Annotated in this window: 14 protein-coding genes and 1 pseudogene; 6 read left to right on the top strand and 9 right to left on the bottom strand. The window is 68.1% G+C overall.

All coding sequences use genetic code 11. The features are described from left to right. From ACNPM4_RS13965 to ACNPM4_RS13980, 4 genes and pseudogenes are all read right to left on the bottom strand, one after another. Positions 1–86, bottom strand: a pseudogene (locus ACNPM4_RS13965) (DUF1990 family protein); the annotation flags it as partial. A gap of 91 nt (positions 87–177) precedes the next feature. Next, positions 178–663: a DUF1990 family protein gene (locus ACNPM4_RS13970; RefSeq protein ID WP_448986054.1), complete on the bottom strand. Its 486-nt coding sequence runs from the start codon at positions 661–663 to the stop codon at positions 178–180. Positions 664–666: 3 nt separating this feature from the next. Beyond that, entirely contained in the window at positions 667–2520 is a 1854-nt protein-coding gene (gene lepA, locus ACNPM4_RS13975; protein WP_029261706.1) for a translation elongation factor 4, read from the bottom strand. A 115-nt stretch (positions 2521–2635) separates the two neighbouring features. Further along, a complete protein-coding gene (locus tag ACNPM4_RS13980) occupies positions 2636–4366 on the bottom strand; it encodes an ABC transporter family substrate-binding protein (RefSeq protein ID WP_051662504.1) in 1731 nt (576 codons plus the stop codon). A gap of 355 nt (positions 4367–4721) precedes the next feature. On the opposite strand from ACNPM4_RS13980, the gene ACNPM4_RS13985 reads away from it, so the two are divergent. The 5 genes from ACNPM4_RS13985 to ACNPM4_RS14005 are packed head-to-tail and all read left to right on the top strand — an operon-like array spanning position 4722 to position 10023. After that, a complete protein-coding gene (locus ACNPM4_RS13985) occupies positions 4722–5702 on the top strand; it encodes an ABC transporter permease (RefSeq protein WP_029261704.1) in 981 nt (326 codons plus the stop codon). A gap of 1 nt (position 5703) precedes the next feature. Then, a complete protein-coding gene (locus ACNPM4_RS13990) occupies positions 5704–6621 on the top strand; it encodes an ABC transporter permease (protein ID WP_051662503.1) in 918 nt (305 codons plus the stop codon). After that, on the top strand, positions 6572–8674 hold the full coding sequence (locus ACNPM4_RS13995; RefSeq protein WP_448986055.1) for an ABC transporter ATP-binding protein: 2103 nt from the start codon (positions 6572–6574) through the stop codon (positions 8672–8674). Before ACNPM4_RS13990 ends, ACNPM4_RS13995 begins: the two co-directional genes overlap by 50 nt. Before the next feature lie 14 nt (positions 8675–8688). Then, positions 8689–9249 carry a PH domain-containing protein gene (locus ACNPM4_RS14000; RefSeq protein WP_448986056.1) on the top strand — a complete coding sequence of 187 codons (561 nt, stop codon included), beginning with the start codon at positions 8689–8691 and terminating at the stop codon, positions 9247–9249. Positions 9250–9291: 42 nt separating this feature from the next. Further along, positions 9292–10023 (top strand): alpha/beta fold hydrolase, encoded by a 732-nt coding sequence (locus ACNPM4_RS14005; protein ID WP_448986057.1) that lies wholly within the window; start codon positions 9292–9294, stop codon positions 10021–10023. Here the strand turns inward: ACNPM4_RS14005 and ACNPM4_RS14010 are convergent. Together ACNPM4_RS14010 and ACNPM4_RS14015 are read right to left on the bottom strand one after the other, a co-directional pair. Continuing rightward, positions 10018–11253, bottom strand: a complete 1236-nt coding sequence (locus tag ACNPM4_RS14010) for an MFS transporter (RefSeq protein ID WP_448986058.1) — start codon at positions 11251–11253, stop codon at positions 10018–10020. The two genes, ACNPM4_RS14005 and ACNPM4_RS14010, sit on opposite strands and share 6 nt — an antisense overlap. After that, positions 11250–12620 carry a glycoside hydrolase family 1 protein gene (locus tag ACNPM4_RS14015; RefSeq protein WP_448986059.1) on the bottom strand — a complete coding sequence of 457 codons (1371 nt, stop codon included), beginning with the start codon at positions 12618–12620 and terminating at the stop codon, positions 11250–11252. The genes ACNPM4_RS14010 and ACNPM4_RS14015 overlap by 4 nt, the downstream gene beginning before the upstream one ends. 222 nt (positions 12621–12842) lie before the next feature. On the opposite strand from ACNPM4_RS14015, the gene rpsT reads away from it, so the two are divergent. Continuing rightward, positions 12843–13103: a 30S ribosomal protein S20 gene (gene rpsT, locus ACNPM4_RS14020; RefSeq protein ID WP_029261697.1), complete on the top strand. Its 261-nt coding sequence runs from the start codon at positions 12843–12845 to the stop codon at positions 13101–13103. Positions 13104–13200: 97 nt separating this feature from the next. Here the strand turns inward: rpsT and holA are convergent, their stop codons facing one another. From holA to ACNPM4_RS14035, 3 genes are all read right to left on the bottom strand, one after another. Further along, complete coding sequence (gene holA / locus ACNPM4_RS14025) at positions 13201–14241, bottom strand: DNA polymerase III subunit delta (RefSeq protein WP_029261696.1); 1041 nt, start codon at positions 14239–14241, stop codon at positions 13201–13203. A gap of 43 nt (positions 14242–14284) precedes the next feature. After that, a complete protein-coding gene (locus ACNPM4_RS14030; protein ID WP_448986060.1) occupies positions 14285–16609 on the bottom strand; it encodes a ComEC/Rec2 family competence protein in 2325 nt (774 codons plus the stop codon). Continuing rightward, positions 16606–17073 (bottom strand): ComEA family DNA-binding protein (locus ACNPM4_RS14035; RefSeq protein WP_448986061.1); only part of this gene is annotated, 468 nt, incomplete at its 5' end. The genes ACNPM4_RS14030 and ACNPM4_RS14035, both read right to left, overlap by 4 nt.

The following is a 17073-nucleotide window of genomic DNA, read 5'->3' on the forward strand; positions in this document are numbered from 1 at the left end:
GGCGGGTACTGCATCAGATCGGGCGCGTGGGTCGCACCCACGGCCGCATAGTCCACCGTGTCGTCTCGGAAAGTCCCGCGCCGCATGAGTTCCAGCCTACTTCCCGTTGCCTGAGCGAACACCCCCACGCGCCGCACGGCGACACATCTTCGGTCAGTGAACCCGCTCAGTCGAGCGTCACTGCGTGCGGGAAGCCGCTGCTTCGGCCTGCACGATCTTCACGTAGCGCGCATGGGTCGCGCGCTGCACCATCCGCAGGGCAGGACCGAGAACACGCCAGAGTGCGGTGGAAGGGCAGGAGATGGACCGCGCTGTGAACACACCGCGCTCGTCGATCCGGAACGACTCCTCGCCGTAGATCGGGTGCCCGGGTCGCGTCTCGTAGCCGAAGCCGCTCTCATCGGCCCAGACGATACGCACCGGCTCGACGAAGCGGATGCCGAGCAGGCGCTTCGCGAGCACCCCTTCGAGTCCCGGTGTCGGCTCCTCGGACGGCACCGCGAATCCGGCGCGTCGTTTGAACTCCCACGAGCACACCAACGCCGCGACGGCATCGCGCGCCGCCGGATCGACCACGGTCGAATGCTCGGCGATCCGCATGCCCACCGGCGCCATCGCGACAGGATGACGCGTGATTCCCCGCTCGTAGGCCGGTAGCGGCACGTGCTACTTCTTGTCCTTGCCCTCGACGTCGCCCGACAGCGCGGCGATGAACGCCTCCTGGGGGACCTCGACGCGACCGACCATCTTCATGCGCTTCTTGCCCTCCTTCTGCTTCTCGAGGAGCTTGCGCTTGCGGGTGATGTCACCGCCGTAGCACTTGGCGAGCACGTCCTTGCGGATCGCGCGGATCGTCTCTCGGGCGATGATGCGCGCACCGATCGCGGCCTGGATCGGCACCTCGAACTGCTGGCGAGGGATGAGCTTGCGCAGGCGTTCGGCCATCATCGTGCCGTAGGCGTAGGCCTTGTCGCGGTGGACGATCGAGCTGAACGCGTCGACCTTCTCGCCCTGGAGGAGGATGTCGACCTTGACCAGGTCGGCCTCCTGCTGCCCGGACGGTTCGTAGTCGAGCGACGCGTAGCCCTGGGTCTTCGACTTGAGCTGATCGAAGAAGTCGAACACGATCTCACCGAGCGGCATGTTGTAGCGCAGTTCGACGCGTTCCTCCGAGAAGTACTCCATGCCGAGCAGCGTTCCACGGCGGGACTGGCACAGCTCCATGACGGTGCCGACGTAGTCCTTGGGCAGCAGGATCGCCGCCTTCACCATCGGCTCCGAGACTGAGCCGATGCGCCCATCCGGGTACTCGCTCGGGTTGGTCACGGTGACGGTCTCGCCGGTGTCGCTCGTGAGCACCTCGTAGATCACGCTGGGCGCGGTGGTGATGAGGTCGAGGTCGAACTCTCGCGCGAGACGCTCGGTGATGATCTCCAGGTGCAGGAGACCGAGGAATCCGCAGCGGAAGCCGAAGCCGAGGGCCACCGAGGTCTCCGGTTCGTACACGAGCGAGGCGTCGGAGAGTTTCAGCTTGTCGAGCGCCTCACGCAGCTCCGCGTAGTCGCTGCCGTCGATCGGGTACAGACCCGAGAACACCATGGGCTTGGGGTCCGTGTACCCCGGAAGCGCCTCGGACGCGGGCTTGCGCGACGTCGTGATCGTGTCGCCGACCTTCGACTGACGCACGTCCTTCACACCCGTGATCAGGTAGCCGACCTCGCCCACCCCGAGTCCCTTGGTCGGGGTCGGCTCCGGGCTCGACACACCGACCTCGAGCGCTTCGTGATTCGCTCCGGTCGACATCATCTGGATGCGCTCGCGGGGCGAGAGGCTGCCGTCCACCATGCGCACATAGGTGACCACACCGCGGTAGGCGTCGTAGACCGAGTCGAAGATCATCGCGCGCGCCGGCGCGTCCGCGTCGCCCTTCGGGGCGGGGATCTCCTTGACGAGCCGGTCGAGCAGCTCCTCGACGCCGACGCCGGTCTTGCCCGAGACGCGGAGCACGTCCTCGGGCTTGCCGCCGATGAGGGATGCGAGCTCCTTCGCGTACTTCTCGGGGTCGGCCGCCGGCAGGTCGATCTTGTTGAGCACCGGGATGATGTGGAGGTCGTTCTCCAGCGCAAGGTAGAGGTTCGCCAGCGTCTGGGCCTCGATGCCCTGCGCCGCGTCCACGAGCAGGATCGCACCCTCGCAGGCCGCGAGCGAGCGCGATACCTCGTAGGTGAAGTCGACGTGGCCGGGGGTGTCGATCATGTTCAGGGCGACGGTCTGGCCGTCGAGTTCCCAGGGCATGCGCACGGCCTGGCTCTTGATCGTGATGCCGCGCTCGCGCTCGATGTCCATCCGGTCGAGGTACTGGGCCCGCATGTCGCGATCCGAGACGACACCGGTGATCTGGAGCATCCGGTCGGCGAGGGTGGACTTGCCGTGGTCGATGTGGGCGATGATGCAGAAATTGCGGATCTGCGCAGCCGGCGTCGAGGCAGGCTGAAGAGGTGTGAGAGCGCGTGGGGACATGTCCCCTCGATTCTACGGTCAGGCGGTGTGAATCCCCGATTCGCGCGCTGCTGTGCCGGGGAAAGCACACTGGGCGGCCCCGAAGGGACCGCCCAGTGTGGGGTGCGAACGGGGCTTACTTGGCCCAGCCCACGTTCTCCCAGAACTTCGCGCCGGTGACCGACTCGAACTGCGAGGGACCGTAGTTCACGAGGCCGTCGGCGATCGCGTACTGGTTCGGTCGTGCCGCGAGCGGGATCGTCACAGCTTCGCCCATGATGATCTTGTCGATCTCCTTCGCGATCTCGAGGCGCGCCTCGGGGTCGAGCTCGGCGTTGGCCTTCGCCCACAGATCGTCCAGACGCTCATCCGCGACACCGGGGAAGTTCTGCCCCGAGTCGGCCGGGTTGAAGATCGATTCCGTCGAGGAGATCGGGTACGGCGTACCCTGCCACGCGAAGATCGTCGCCTCGAAGTCACGCGTCTCGGTCGTGATGTACTTCGTGAAGAAGTCGGCCGACGGGACGGTGTCGATCTTGACGTCGAAGCCCGCCTTGGCGGCCATCGGCTGGATCTGCTGCGAGAGGATCGCCGAGTTCGGGGTCTCCGAGGGGATCACGAGGCGAACGGTCAGCTTGGTGCCGTCCTTCTCGCGGATGCCCTTGTCGCCCTCGACCCAGCCGGCGTCTTCCAGCTGCTTCTTCGCGGCGTCGACATCGAACGCGATGTCCGCACCGTCGTCTTCGTAGCCGTTCTGGCCGTTGAGGAAGATGAGGTTGTTCAGGACCTCGGGCTCGACACCCAGCGGTTCGATGACGGCCTGAGCCATGATCTGACGGTCGAGCGACTTCGCGAAGGCCTGACGGACCTCGACGTCCTCGAACACGCCGGCGGTGCCGTTGAGCGTGACGTGGCTGTACGTCACACCCTTCGAGTTCAGGATCTCGGAGTCGGAGCGCGCCTTCGCGGACTCGAGCGTGTCGACGCTGGAGTTGATCGGAACGGCGTCGAACTCCTTGTTGGCGAACGCCTGGCCGACGGTCGACCGGTCGGTCGCCTTGTAGTTGATCGTGTCGAGCTTCGGCTTGTCGCCCCACCACGTCGGGTTCGGCTCGAACGTGATGGTCTTGCCGGTCGCGTCGAACTTGCTGACGATGAACGGACCGCCGGAGACGTAGGTCGAACCGTCAGCAGCGAACGGACCGTTCGCCCACGCGGTGTTGAAGCTCTCCGGCGTCTCCGTGAGCCAACGAGGGTAGATCGTGCCGGTGCCGAGGATGGAGGGCCAGTCGGCGTTCTTGTTCGCGAACGTGATCAGCACATCCTGGTCGTTCTCACCGGCCTCGACGGAGGCGATGTCGGACCAGACGTTGGTGGACGTCGGGGCGTACGCCTCGTTCTTGCCGTTCAGGGCGTTGAACTGGCCCTGGAAGTCCTGGACACCGATGGGAGTGCCATCGGACCAGACGGCGTCGGGGTTGATCTTGACCTCGACGACCTGAGGGTCCTCGCTCTTGAGCTCGACCGACGTGGCGAAGTTCGGGTCGGCTTCCCAGCTGCCGTCCTCGTTCACGACGACGAAACCGGGGGTGAACAGGCTCGCGATCGTGTTGTCGTCGACGGTGCCGGAATCGAGGTTGTAGAGGTTCCAGTTGGCCGGCGTCTCGTCGAGCGGCAGGTTGAGCGTGCCGCCGTCCTTGACGGCGTCGCGGTCTGCGGCGACCCAGCCGGTCCCGGGAAGCGCCTCGGGCGAGGAACCGCCGTCCCCCTCGTTTCCGCCGTTCGTGGCGGGCGCGCACGCAGAGAGCGCCAGCGCGACCGCGGCGATCCCGGCGAGGCCCGCCCATTTCTTGGAGTTCGACTTCATCGATCTCCCCCTTCTATCGTTTCGTGCAGACTGCACAGGACTCGTCCGAACCGGAGACCGAAACACAGCGACCGGCTATGGAGCAACATCATCGATGATGTCCCCGTATACCGGCATGCCAGGCCCGTGTTGTCCGGATCGTTACCTAGTTGTCGTTCAAACCGCGACATCGCACTACCGAAACGGGGTCGCATCGGGCGTGACACCGCGTCGCGCCGCTTCGGCCACCGCGCAGGTGGCAACATGAGGAGCCGGGAGCGATATGCCGGCATTTGGAAAGACGGACTCGGGTGCCTAGAGTAGCGAGGCCGCAACAGATGTCGGGTGCGCGGCGATCCCGCGCCGAAGGAGCTCCATGATCGGATTCATCGCCAAGCGATTGGTGAACTATCTCATCCTCACCGTCATCGCCACGTTGGCCGGTTACGCCCTCGTCTCCACCACACTTCAGCCGGCGGCACGGTTCCTCGGCAAGAATCCCCCCGTCCCGCAGTCCAGCATCGACGCCGCGCTCGACAAGATGGGCGTCAATCCTGACGTCTCTCTGCTGCAGCGCATGTGGGACTGGCTCGTCCAGTTCGTCACGACCGGCTCCCTCGGAATCTCCACTCGCAGCACCGAGGTGACGGCTGACATCATCGAACGGGCCGGCACGAGCCTCCGACTGCTGATCATCGGCTCCATCCTCGGCGCGATCTTCGGCATCCTGCTCGGTGTATGGGGAGCCATCCGCCAGTACCGCGCGAGTGATCAGATCATCACCTACGCGTCCTTCACCGTTCTCGCGACGCCGATCTTCGTGATCGCGGTACTCCTCATGATCGGCGCGACCTGGGTCAACAACGCGTCCGGTCAGCAGCTCATCAACTTCACCGGCGAGTACAGCGTCGGGGTCACCGGGTTCTGGCCCGTCATAGGCGATCGAATAGCGCATCTGCTGCTGCCCACGATCGCGCTCACCGTGACCGCGGCAGCCTCCTACTCCCGGTACCAGCGCAGCGCGATGCTCGACGTGCTGTCCTCGGACTTCATCCGCACGGCACGCGCGAAGGGCCGCACCCGCGGATCTGCCATCATGCGTCACGGCGTGCGCGTCGCACTGATCCCCATGTCGACCTTCTTCGCCTACTCGTTCGGCACCATCCTGGCGGGCGCGGCCGTGACGGAGAAGATCTTCAGCTGGCACGGCATGGGCGAATACCTCATCGACTCCGTGTCGAACAACGACATCAACGCCGCGACCGGATCCATCCTGTTCGCCGCGATCCTGGTGCTCATCGCGGGCACGCTGGCCGACGTCCTCTACGCGGCCCTCGACCCCCGAGTGAGGATGTGACATGACGCTCGATCCCACACAGCTCGACGCTCCACCGCTCGAGCCGGAGAACGAGGAATCTCCCTCGATCCCCCGGTGGCGGCTGATCCTGGTCCGCACGTTCTCGACCAAGCGAGCCTGGATCGGCGCCGGCGTGCTCGTGCTGATGTTCCTGCTCGCGTACGTCGGACCGCTGCTCTACCCGTGGTCGTCCACCGACCAGGACTATCTCGCGTTCAACAAGGGGCCGAGCCTCGACCACTGGTTCGGCACCGACACGATCGGGCAGGACATCTTCGCCCAGTCGATGGCGGGTCTGCAGAAGTCCCTGCTCATCGGCCTCATCGTCGGACCGGTCACGGCACTCATCGCCGGGCTCGTCGGCGCGATCGCCGGGTACGTCGGCGGTGTATGGGACCGGGTGATCGTCTGGATCATCGACCTGCTCCTCGTGCTGCCGAGCTTCTACATCCTGGTGCTGCTGAGCCCGCTCTTCAAGGACCTGGCCTGGGTCGCGCTCGTCGTGTTCCTCCCCCTCTTCGGATGGATGGTGCTCGCGAGAGTCATCCGCGGGCAGACCATGTCGCTGCGCGAACGCGACTACGTCAAGGCGGCTCGCTTCATGGGCGTCGGCGGTTTCACGATCATCCGCCGCCACATCATCCCCAACGTGGCATCGCTGCTGATCATCGACGCGACGCTGGGTGTCGGCGCCGCGATCCTCGCCGAGACCACACTCAGCTACTTCGGCTTCGGCATCCAGCCGCCCGACGTGTCGCTCGGCACGCTGCTCGCTGCGGGAAGCGCCGCGGCGACCACCCGTCCCTGGCTCTTCATCCCGCCGGCGATCATCCTCGTCGCCACCGTGCTCGCGTCGAGTCTGCTCGGAGATGCCCTGCGTGACGCCGTCGACCCGACCTCGGAGAACAACCGTGCCTGAACCCCTGCTTCGCGTCCGCGACCTCAACGTCACCTTCGAGACGAAGGCCCGCACCGTCCACGCGGTGCGCGGCGTCAACTACGAGGTCAACCGGGGAGAGTTCCTGGCCATCGTTGGTGAGTCCGGTTCGGGTAAGTCCGTGTCGTCGATGGCGGTCATGGGCCTCCTCCCGAGCACCGCCAACGTCTCGGGCTCCATCACGTACGACGGCACCGAGCTCCTCGGCTCCACCGACCGGCAGCTGTCGAAGATGCGCGGTTCCGACATCGCGATGATCTTCCAGGACCCGCTCTCGGCACTGACGCCGGTCTACACGATCGGTCAGCAGATCATCGAGGGCCTCAAGCTGCACCAGCCCGGGCTCAGCAACCAGGCTCTGGAGGCCCGCGCGGTCGAGCTGCTCGACATCGTCGGTATCCCGGAGCCGCGCCGACGGGTGAAGTCGTTCCCGCACGAGTTCTCGGGCGGCATGCGCCAGCGCGCGATGATCGCGATCGCCATCGCGAACGATCCGAAGCTGATCATCGCGGACGAGCCGACGACGGCACTGGATGTCACCATCCAGGCCCAGATCCTGGATGTGCTCCAGAAGGCGAAGGAAATCACCGGCGCTGCCGTGGTGCTCATCACGCATGATCTCGGCGTCGTCGCCGGCAACGCGGATCGCGTGGCCGTGATGTATGCGGGCCGCATCGTGGAGACCGCACCGGTCGACGAACTGTTCGCACGTCCGGCGATGCCGTACACGATCGGACTCCTGCGCTCGATGCCGAGCATCGCCAACGGGGCCTCCGAACGTCTCGTCCCGCTCGAGGGACGTCCGCCGCTGCTGACCGAGGTGCCCACCGGCTGCCCGTTCGCCGATCGCTGCCCCGCCGTGATCTCGGCGTGCCACGACATCGAACCCGATCTCGTCCCCGTCGCACCGCTGCAGTCCGCGGCGTGCATCCGTGCGGAGGAGATCGTCGACGGCCGGCTCCCCCGCGACGAGGTCTTCTCCCCGCCTGCCCCGGTCGAAGAGGTCGTCCGCGAGGTCGAGACCCGCGGCACCGTGCTCAAGGTCGAAGACCTGAAGCGGCACTACCCGCTCACCAAGGGCACCGTTTTCCGCCGCCGCATCGGCACCGTCCGCGCGGTCGACGGCGTCAGCTTCGAGCTGGACGGCGGCAAGACCCTCGGCCTGGTCGGAGAATCGGGCTGCGGAAAGTCGACCACCGTCATGGAGGTGATGGAACTCGCCCAGCCGCAGTCGGGGCGCGTCTCCGTCAACGGCATCGACACGGCCACGCTCTCCGCTTCACAGCGTCGCGCGCTCCGGACCGACATCCAGATCGTGTTCCAGGACCCGGCGGCCTCGCTCGATCCGCGTATGACCGTCGAAGAACTCATCGGCGAACCGCTCACCGTGCACGACGTGCCGGCGAAGGAGATCTCGCGCCGCGTGCGCCGGATGCTCGAGCTCGTCGGTCTCGAGCCGAGCTATGCCCGTCGCTACCCGCACGAGTTCTCCGGAGGTCAGCGCCAGCGCATCGGAATCGCGCGTGCGCTCGTCGTCGAACCGAAGATCCTCGTCCTCGACGAGCCGGTCTCGGCGCTCGACGTCTCGGTGCAGGCCGGCGTGATCAACCTGCTCGAAGACCTGAAGCAGCAGCTGGGGCTCTCGTACCTGTTCGTCGCGCACGACCTCGCCGTGGTGCGGCACATCGCCGATGACGTCGCCGTGATGTACCTCGGGCGCATCATCGAGTACGGCGACGTCGATGCGATCTTCAGCAACCCGCGCCACCCGTACACGCGCGCGCTGCTGTCGGCCGTGCCGATCCCCGACCCGCAGATCGAGAGGACGCGCGAGCGCATCCTCCTCTCCGGAGACCTCCCGTCGCCGACCGAGACGATCACGGGGTGCGCGTTCCGCTCCCGGTGCCCGCTCTACGCGATCCTGCCTCCGGAACAGCAGGCCCAATGCGAGACGGTCTCTCCCGAGCTGCGCCCCGTGGAAGGACGCGACGTCTCCTGCCACTGGGCGGAGCAGGACATCCTGCAGACCGCGTGATCCGTGGTGACGGCGTGAGCACCCGCGGCACTGACCGCATCGTCATCCGCGGCGCATCGGGCTGGTGGATCAGCGGTGTTCTGGCAGCGCTCTTCGCCTACCTGCTCATCGATGCGGCCGTTCGCGCGGAGTGGGCGATAGTGCTCCTCTCCCTCCCCTGGATGGGAGTGGTACTGCTCGTGTGCTGGATGCTGTTGATCCGGCCCTGCCTCATCGTCGCGCCATCCACGCTCACCGTGGTCAACGTCATCCGCACACACACGATCCCGTGGCACGAGGTGGCCGAGCTCCACGTGCGTTATCAGCTCGTCGTCGAGCTGACCGACGGCACCACGATCCGCGCTTGGGGTTCGCCCACCGTCCAGCCGCGCCGGGATCGGGAAGCCGATGCGTCGACGACGCACCGTTCCCGCGCCTTCGTCGGTGTCGTGGAGGCGATCGACCGGGCGCGTGATGACGTCGGGCGAGCGCCGACGGGTACGTCATCACGAACCGTAGGTTTCGCGTGGCTGCCTCTCCTCGCTCTCGCCCTCGCCGTGGCTCTCGGCGTCACGGCCGCCGGCCTGCTGTTGTGACGCGGGGTCTCGGCACAGACGCCGAGATCCTAAGCTGAACGCGTGAGCGCACAGATCGTCCTCGTGCACGGCATCCGCACGTCCGCCACCATGTGGCGCGCGCAGCTCGCCTATCTGGAAGCGCACGGATACGCCGCCACAGCCGTCGACCTGCCGGGACACGGCACCCGGATGAGCGAGGACTTCACGCTGCATCAGGCGCTGCACACGATCGATGCCGCGGTTCGCGCTGCGGCGGAGAAGGGGCCCGTCGTGCTCGTCGGGCATTCGATGGGCGGGCTCCTCTGCCTCGCCTACGTCGGCGGTGCGGAGACGCCGCCGGTCGCCGGACTGGTCGCGGCCGCGTGCACCTCGCTCCCCTCCGGCGCGGGCCTGCGTGCCTATCGGCTCTTCGCCAGGGCCGTGGACTCGCTCCCCGACCGCGGGATGTGGCTCACCGCGCGGATGCTCCAGGCCACCATCCCCGCCGAGACACGGTCAGACTTCGCCGCGGGCGGCTACGCACTCGACACGCAGGATGCCGCGCTCCGCAGCCTCGCAGCCCTCGACGTCGCCGCCGCGGTCCCCCGCATCAAGATCCCCCTCTGGTTCGTGAACGGTCAGTACGACCAGCTGCGTCTGAACGAGACACTCTTCCGTCGTCTCGCCTCACACGCCGAGCTGATCATCGTCCCCCGAACGACCCATCTGGTCACAGCCATGAGGCCGCGGATCTTCAACGCGGTGCTGCAGCTCGCGATCGCGACGGTGGAGCAGGAAACAGAGCCGTCATGAGCGCTTCGGCTCCCGCGCGAACGCCGTGAGCAGTCCCCCGACCAGAGACAGCACGGCCGCCGCGACGAACACCAGCCAGAACCCGCCGACCAGAGCGACCAGCGCGGCCCCGAGCACCGGTCCGATCAGCTGGCCGAGGGCGGCCGTGACGTTCACGATCCCGAGGTCGCGGGCATGGTCCTGTTCATCCGGCAGCAGATCGGCGGCGAACGCGAGCCCCACCGTCGAGAAGGCGCCGTAACCGAGGCCCATCAGAGCCGCGGCCACCATCGTCATCTCGAACGTCGGCACGAGCGCGATCGCGACACCGGATGCCGCCTGCACCACCGTCGCGGCGACCGCGAGCGTGCGCCGGTTCCCCGTACGGTCGGAGACGATGCCGGTGACCACCGAGGCGATCACCACGAACACGGTGTACACGACGATGAGCAGCAGAAGGTTGTCCTGGGCGACCGTACTCGGCTGGCCGAGCCCGTGCAGCAGGAAGAACAGGAACAGGGCCGTCCCGAGCGCATTGCCGATGTTCGTCACCAGTCGGCCGGAGAGCATCCAGGCGAAATCCCGATCGCGCAGAGAGGCCAGCCGGCGGCGCCCCACCGTCTTCGGGCGCATCGCCTCGACACTCGGCGGGTCGGGCAGGAGCAGGGCGGCTGCCGATCCGATGACCGCGATCACGCCGGCGAGCAGCAGGTAGCCGTCGCGGATGCCGAGCCCGAGGAGGACGACCAGCCCGACGCCGAGCACGATGCCGACGGCCTGACTGGAACCGACCGCCGCCGAGGCCGCACCGCGCTGCGTGGACGGCAGCTGGTCGGCGATGAGAGCGGTGAAGGCGGCGGAGGAGACGGCCACGCCGATCGACACACCCACCCACCCCGCGCCGACCGCCCAGGGACCTTCCGCGTATCCGGTCAGGACGAGGCAGACCGCGGTGACAAGAACGCCGCCGAGCGCCCAGGGACGGCGACGGTGGCGCCCCGCCGCCGCACGATCGGAGAGCGCCCCGGCCGCGGGACCGGCGATGATGCCGGCGAGACCGCCGATTCCCAGCACCAGGCCGGAGGAGACGACGCCGCGGATCCAGTCGTCTTCCGGCGTATCCAGCTGCAGGGGAAGGAGCAGCTGCACCGGCGTGAGCTGCACGGTCCAGATCGCGAGCCACGCCAGCGTGAACAGCGACATCCATCGTGCTCCCGCTCGAACGGTGCGCGTGCCGGTGACTTCGGTCATCTCCCCACCGCCGTCGCTGCCGCTGCGCGCGCACTCGCGATGACGTCGCGATACCAGTCGTAGGAGGCCTTGGGCGTCCGCTCCCCCGTCTCGAAGTCGACGTGGACGAGCCCGAACCGCTGGGTGTAGCCGTCGGCCCACTCCCAGTTGTCGAGCAGTGACCACACCGTGTACTCCTCCACGGGGACTCCGGCTGCCATCGCCTCCCCGACGGCGGCGAGGTGCCCGGCCAGATACGCGATCCGGTCCGTGTCGTCGACGCGGCCGGCGCGTGGCGGTTCCGGGAACGAGGCTCCGTTCTCACCGATGATGACCGGCGGAAGATCTGGATGTCGCACGTGCAGGTCGAGCAGGAAGTCGCGCAGGGCTCCGGGCACGATCGGCCATTCGGGGCCGAAGCCGGTGACGGGGGCGCCGGGAGTGGGCACGATGTCGAACGGCACGGCGCTCCCCTCCGCGGCAGCCGTCACGGTCGTGGGGTTGTAGAAGTTGATGCCGTAGAAGTCGATCGAGCCGCCGATCTCCTCGAGGTCCCCGTCGCGCACCGGCATCGGCGGGAGGCCCAGCGACTCCAGGTCCGGGTAGGTGCCGGTGAGGAGCGGCTCGCTGAAGACCCGATTGTGGATCAGGTCGTAGAGCGCGGCCACCTGGTGGTCGTCGGCTGTGTCGTGCAGCGGAAGCACCCACGTGTGGTTGTTCGCGAGCCCGACGGCGGAGGCGCCTCGCTCCCGCAGCACGGAGGCAGCGCGGGCATGGGCGAGCAGCTGGTGGTGGGCGGTCGGCAGCGCGCCGAAGAGCAGCTGCCTCCCCGGCGCGAGTGCGCCGACCGCGTATCCCTGCAACGTCGTCATGGCCGGCTCGTTGAGGGTGTACCACTGCCGCACGCGATCACCGAGGCGGTCGGCCACAATCGTCACGTAGTCGGCGAAGCGCTCGGCGGTGTCGCGCTCGAGCCAGCCGCCGTCGGCCTCGACCGCACTCGGCATCTCCCAGTGGAAGAGGGTCGGGAACGGAGCGACCCCCGCCTCCAGCAGAAGGTCGACCAGCCGCGAGTAGTGGTCGAGGGCGGTCTTGTCACCGTCACCTCTGCCGTCCGGCTGCACGCGCGCCCAAGGGATCGAGAACCGATAGCGGTCGAGTCCCAACCCCGCGGCGAGGGCCACATCGGCCTCGGGATGCCGGTAACTGTCGCAGGCCGGATCCGCCGTCGATCCGTCGATGATCGCGCCGGGCCTCTCGAGGAAGTCGTCCCAGATGGAGCGTCCCGTATTTCCCGTCGGACGCGACCCCTCGATCTGGAAGGCGGAGGTCGCGCCGGACCAGCGAAGGCCTGCGGGCACGGACGGAGGAACGCGTTCGGGGGTCATCTGGCTCCTTGACAGCGGTGTCGGGATAGTGATGATTCTGCACCCAGTACCACGACATCCGCGACGGAGTTTCGCAATCCGTCGGCCGTTTCGCGTCTACACCCCCTCTGCTGGTAGACTCGACTCTTGGCTTGCGTGTGGGTTCTTCCCTCACGACCGCCGTGCAGCAGCCCTCTTCTGCTGCCGGCATTCCGAACACTCCTGTACAGAAAGCGTCCACACGTGGCAAACATCAAGTCGCAGATCAAGCGCAACAAGACCAACGAGAAGGCGCGCGAGCGTAACAAGGCCGTGAAGAGCGAGCTCAAGACGGTCATCCGCACGACTCGCACGGCAGTCACCGCCGGCGACAAGGCCGCAGCCGAGGCCGGCCTGAAGAAGGCCGCCGTCAAGCTCGACAAGGCCGTCAGCAAGGGTGTCCTGCACAAGAACCAGGCGTCGAACCGCAAGTCGGCTCTCGCCAAGCAGGTCGCTTCTCTCTGAGCTGAAGCTTCTGAGAAAGGCCCGTCCCGTCTTCGGGGCGGGCCTTCTTCGTTCTTCGGCAGTGATCCGCGGCGTTCTGCGGAGCGAGGACGCGTGACTATTCCTCGCCGAACGGTCGACGAGTGGCGATCACCGTGACCATACGCTCGAGCGCGAAGATCGGATCGCGGGCGGCACCCTTGACCTCACCGTCGGCGCGCGCTGTGGCCTGGATCGCCATTCCGAGCGAACGCTCGTTCCACCCGGCGAGGTCACGGCGGGCACGGTCGACCTGCCAGTCCTTCATACCCAGGCGCTGGGCGAGCTGGCGGCTCGGTTCGCGGTTTCCGGCGACCCGTGCCATGGTGCGGAGCTTCATCGCGAAGGCTGCGACCATCGGCACCGGATCAGCACCGGATGACAGTGCGTGGCGGAGCGCGACCAGCGCCTCACCGTAGCGGCCGGCGATCGCCGTGTCGGCAACGACGAACGCCGACACCTCGACGCGCCCGCCGTAGTACTTGGTGACGACTTCTTCGGAGATGTCGCCCTCGACGTCTCCGATGAGCTGCTGGCAGGCCGCCGCCAGCTCGGTGAGGTCATCGGCGAACGCGGAGACCAGCGCACGGAGCGCCGCCGGCGCGATGCGCTTCTTGGCGGTGCGGAACTCCCCCGCTGCGAAGTCGACCCGGTCGCCGTCGCGCTTGATCGCCGGGCAGGCGATCTCGATGCCTCCACCGGTGCCGGCGCGGACCGCATCGAGCAGCTTCTTGCCGCGCACGCTCGCCCCCGTGTGCCGGAGGATGACGGTCGCCCCCTCCTGCGGGTTGTCGAGGTACGACACCGCTTCCTGGATGAAAGCATCGGAGCACTTCTCCACGCCCGAGACACGCACCAGGCGTGGTTCGCCGAAAAGGGACGGGGAGGTGAGGGACAGCAGCGTTCCCGGCGCGTAGTCGTCGGCCCGAACATCGCTGACCTCGAGAGCGGGGTCTTCGGCGCGGAGATAGTCGCGGACGCCGGCGATCGCGCGCTCTGCGCAGACCTCTTCGGGGCCGGAGACGAGCACAAGCGGAGCGGGACGAGGCTCTCGCCAGGAGACCTGGGGGACCTTCGTGGGTTTCGCACCACCGCGGGAAGGGGGACGCGAAGCTGCCATGGATCCAGACTACCGGCGGTCGCCGACACCGCTGCCCGCTCGCTCATGGTGCAACCTTCTCCGTCCACACCTGCAGCTCGCTGTCGCCTGTGGCGAGGAGGATGCGTCCCTGCCGATCGGTGCGCAGCGCCTGCGCCCCGGTCGCCGAGACGAGGTCGAGCGTCTCGATGCGCGGGTGGCCGTAGTCGTTGTCCGCTCCCACGCTGAACAGCGCCACGCGAGCCTGCACGGCCTCATAGAGACCCGCATCCTGGTCCGCACTGCCGTGGTGCGCGACCTTGACGACGTCGTAGCGACCGAGTCGAGCAGTGCGGAGCAGCATCCGCTGAGGTGCCGCAGAGAGGTCGCCGAGGTAGAGCGACCGGGGCACTCCTCCCCCATCGAACTCCATCACCACGCTCGCGTCGTTGCCGGCCGGAAAGGCGGCCGAACCCCGCACCGGCCAGAGCACCCGCCACGCGGCATCGCCGAGGTCGCCGCGTTGGCCTGCCCACGCCTCGTCGACCTGTGCACCCGAGGCGGCGAGGTCGGCGAGGAGACGTCGTTCGTCCTCCTCGAGCGCCGGCCCGTGGAGGACCGCGCCCACCCGTCCCTGCACCGCGGCGACACCGCCGACATGGTCGAGGTCGAAGTGCGTGAGGACGAGCAGGTCGATGTGTCCGATGCCGAGAGACCGCAGACATGTCGCCAGTGGCTCCGGGGCGGGCCCCATGTCGATCAGCGCCACTCTCGTCGCCGAGCGCACGAGCAGCGCATCGCCCTGTCCGACATCGCACGCGGCGATCGCCCACCCCTCCGGCGTCGTCGCCGTGGCGAGCGGTCCGTCGAGGACCACACGGGCGCCGGCGAGCGAGAGCACGACGATCAGAACCGCGGCTGCGGCTCGCTGCACGATGAGTCCTCCACGCCCCGTCGCCGCTCCCCTGCTCTGCAGGCCGGATCTGATGACGACGACCGCGATGCACACGCTCACGAGACCCACGAGCAGTGCGCTGCCGATCCCCGCGGGCAGCAACAGCTGTGCGCCCGGCAGATCGGCGGTCGTCGTCGCCGTCGTCGCGATCCAGGCGGCCGGCAGCCAGGCCGACGACGCCAGCAGATCAGCGAGACCCGGCAGCGGAGCGGCCAGACATGCGAGCATCCCGACGACGGTGGCGATCGGGGCCGCGGGCGCCGCGATGATGTTCGCGGCGATGCCGATGAGCGACTGCTGCTCGGCGAACAGGGCGATGATCGGGCCGCAGGCCAGCTGCGCGGCGAAGGGGACGGCCAGAGCGAGAGCCACCGGTCCGGGCATGATCCGGCCGAACCCCCGCGCGAGTGGAGGCGCGAGCAGGATCAGCGCTCCGGAGGCCGCGACCGAGAGTGCGAATCCCGGCGTGGCGGCCAGCCAGGGGTCGACGAGAAGGATGCCCGCCGCGCACAGCGAGAGCATGCCGGCTCCCGCACTCGGGCGACCGAGCAGCACGGTGAGCATGCCGACCGACGCCATGACCGCTGCGCGGATGACACTCGGCTCCGGCGTGACGAGGACGACGAAGCCCGCCAGCCCCGCGACCGCGAGGACGACCCGCAGCGCGCGCCCCGCACCGCACAGGGCGGCGAGCCAGAAGATCCCACCGACCACGATCGCACAGTTCGCCCCGCTCACCGCGGTGAGGTGACTGAGACCGCTGGTGCGCATGTCGTCGTTCAGCTCGATCGACACCGCCCGGGTATCCCCCACGGCGAGGCCCGGCAGAAGGCCGGCACCGGGCTCGGGGAGCCGTGATGAACGCTCGACGAACGCGTGCTTGAGGGCCGCTGCGACACCGAACACTCCGGAGGCGGGCTCGGCGACCTCGGCATCGTTCGCGAAGACGACGAGCGCCGACCGCTCACCCGCATCGGTGGCGGAGGCCTCGCCGACGACGCGCACCTGCGCGCCGAGGTCGAACCCGTCGGCCGGGTCCACTCCGATGCGTACCGGTGCGTTCGAGGTGTCCGCTCGCCCGGGCGCCCCGAGCGTCGTGGTGGTCGCCTCGAACCAGAGCCGCCCGTCGCGACCGACCGACGCCGAGGATGTGATCTCGCCGGCCACCTCGACCACGCGACCGTTCCACGACATCGCCTGCTCTCGTGCGGGAAGGGCGAAACCGACGGCCAGGGCTGTGGCGGCGGCTCCTGCGAGCAGCACGACGGCCAGACCGCCGGTCAGGCGCGAGACCCAGGTTCGCGGGCGCCGGACGAGCATCGTCAGCACCAGGCTCGCCACGAGAGCGCAGGCGGCCGCACACCACCAGGCCGCCTCCGGTATCAGTACGCAGAGCAGGGCGATGGCCCAGACAGCCAGCACAAGAGGGAGGAGTCGGAGGTCGCGCGCCTTCACACCCTGACCCCGTCGCGCAGGCCGGCGAGCAGCTTCTCGCCGATGCCGGGCACGGCGAGCAGGTCGTCGACGGATCCGAAGCGCCCGTTCTCGTCGCGCCAGGCGATGATCCGCTCCGCCAGTGCCGGACCGATGCGCGGCAGGGTCTCCAGAGCAGCCTGATCCGCGGTGTTGAGGTCGACGCGGTCGTCGCCCGGAGGACCCGCTCCCGGCGCATCGGTCGCCGCGCCCACGGCCGGGACGACGATCTGCTCGCCGTCTTCGAGCAGCCTCGCAAGGTTGACCGCTGCCAGGTCGGCATCATCGGTGGCTCCCCCGGCCGCTGCCAGCGCGTCGACGAGGCGCGCGTCCAGGTCCAGCACGTAGATGCCCGGATGGGCGACCGAGCCCAGGACGTGCACGTACAGCTCCCCGGACGCGCCGGCGGCCGTCGTGGCATCCGTCAACGGTACGGATGCGGTCGG

The sequence above is a fragment of the Microbacterium umsixpiens genome (assembly GCF_053543675.1).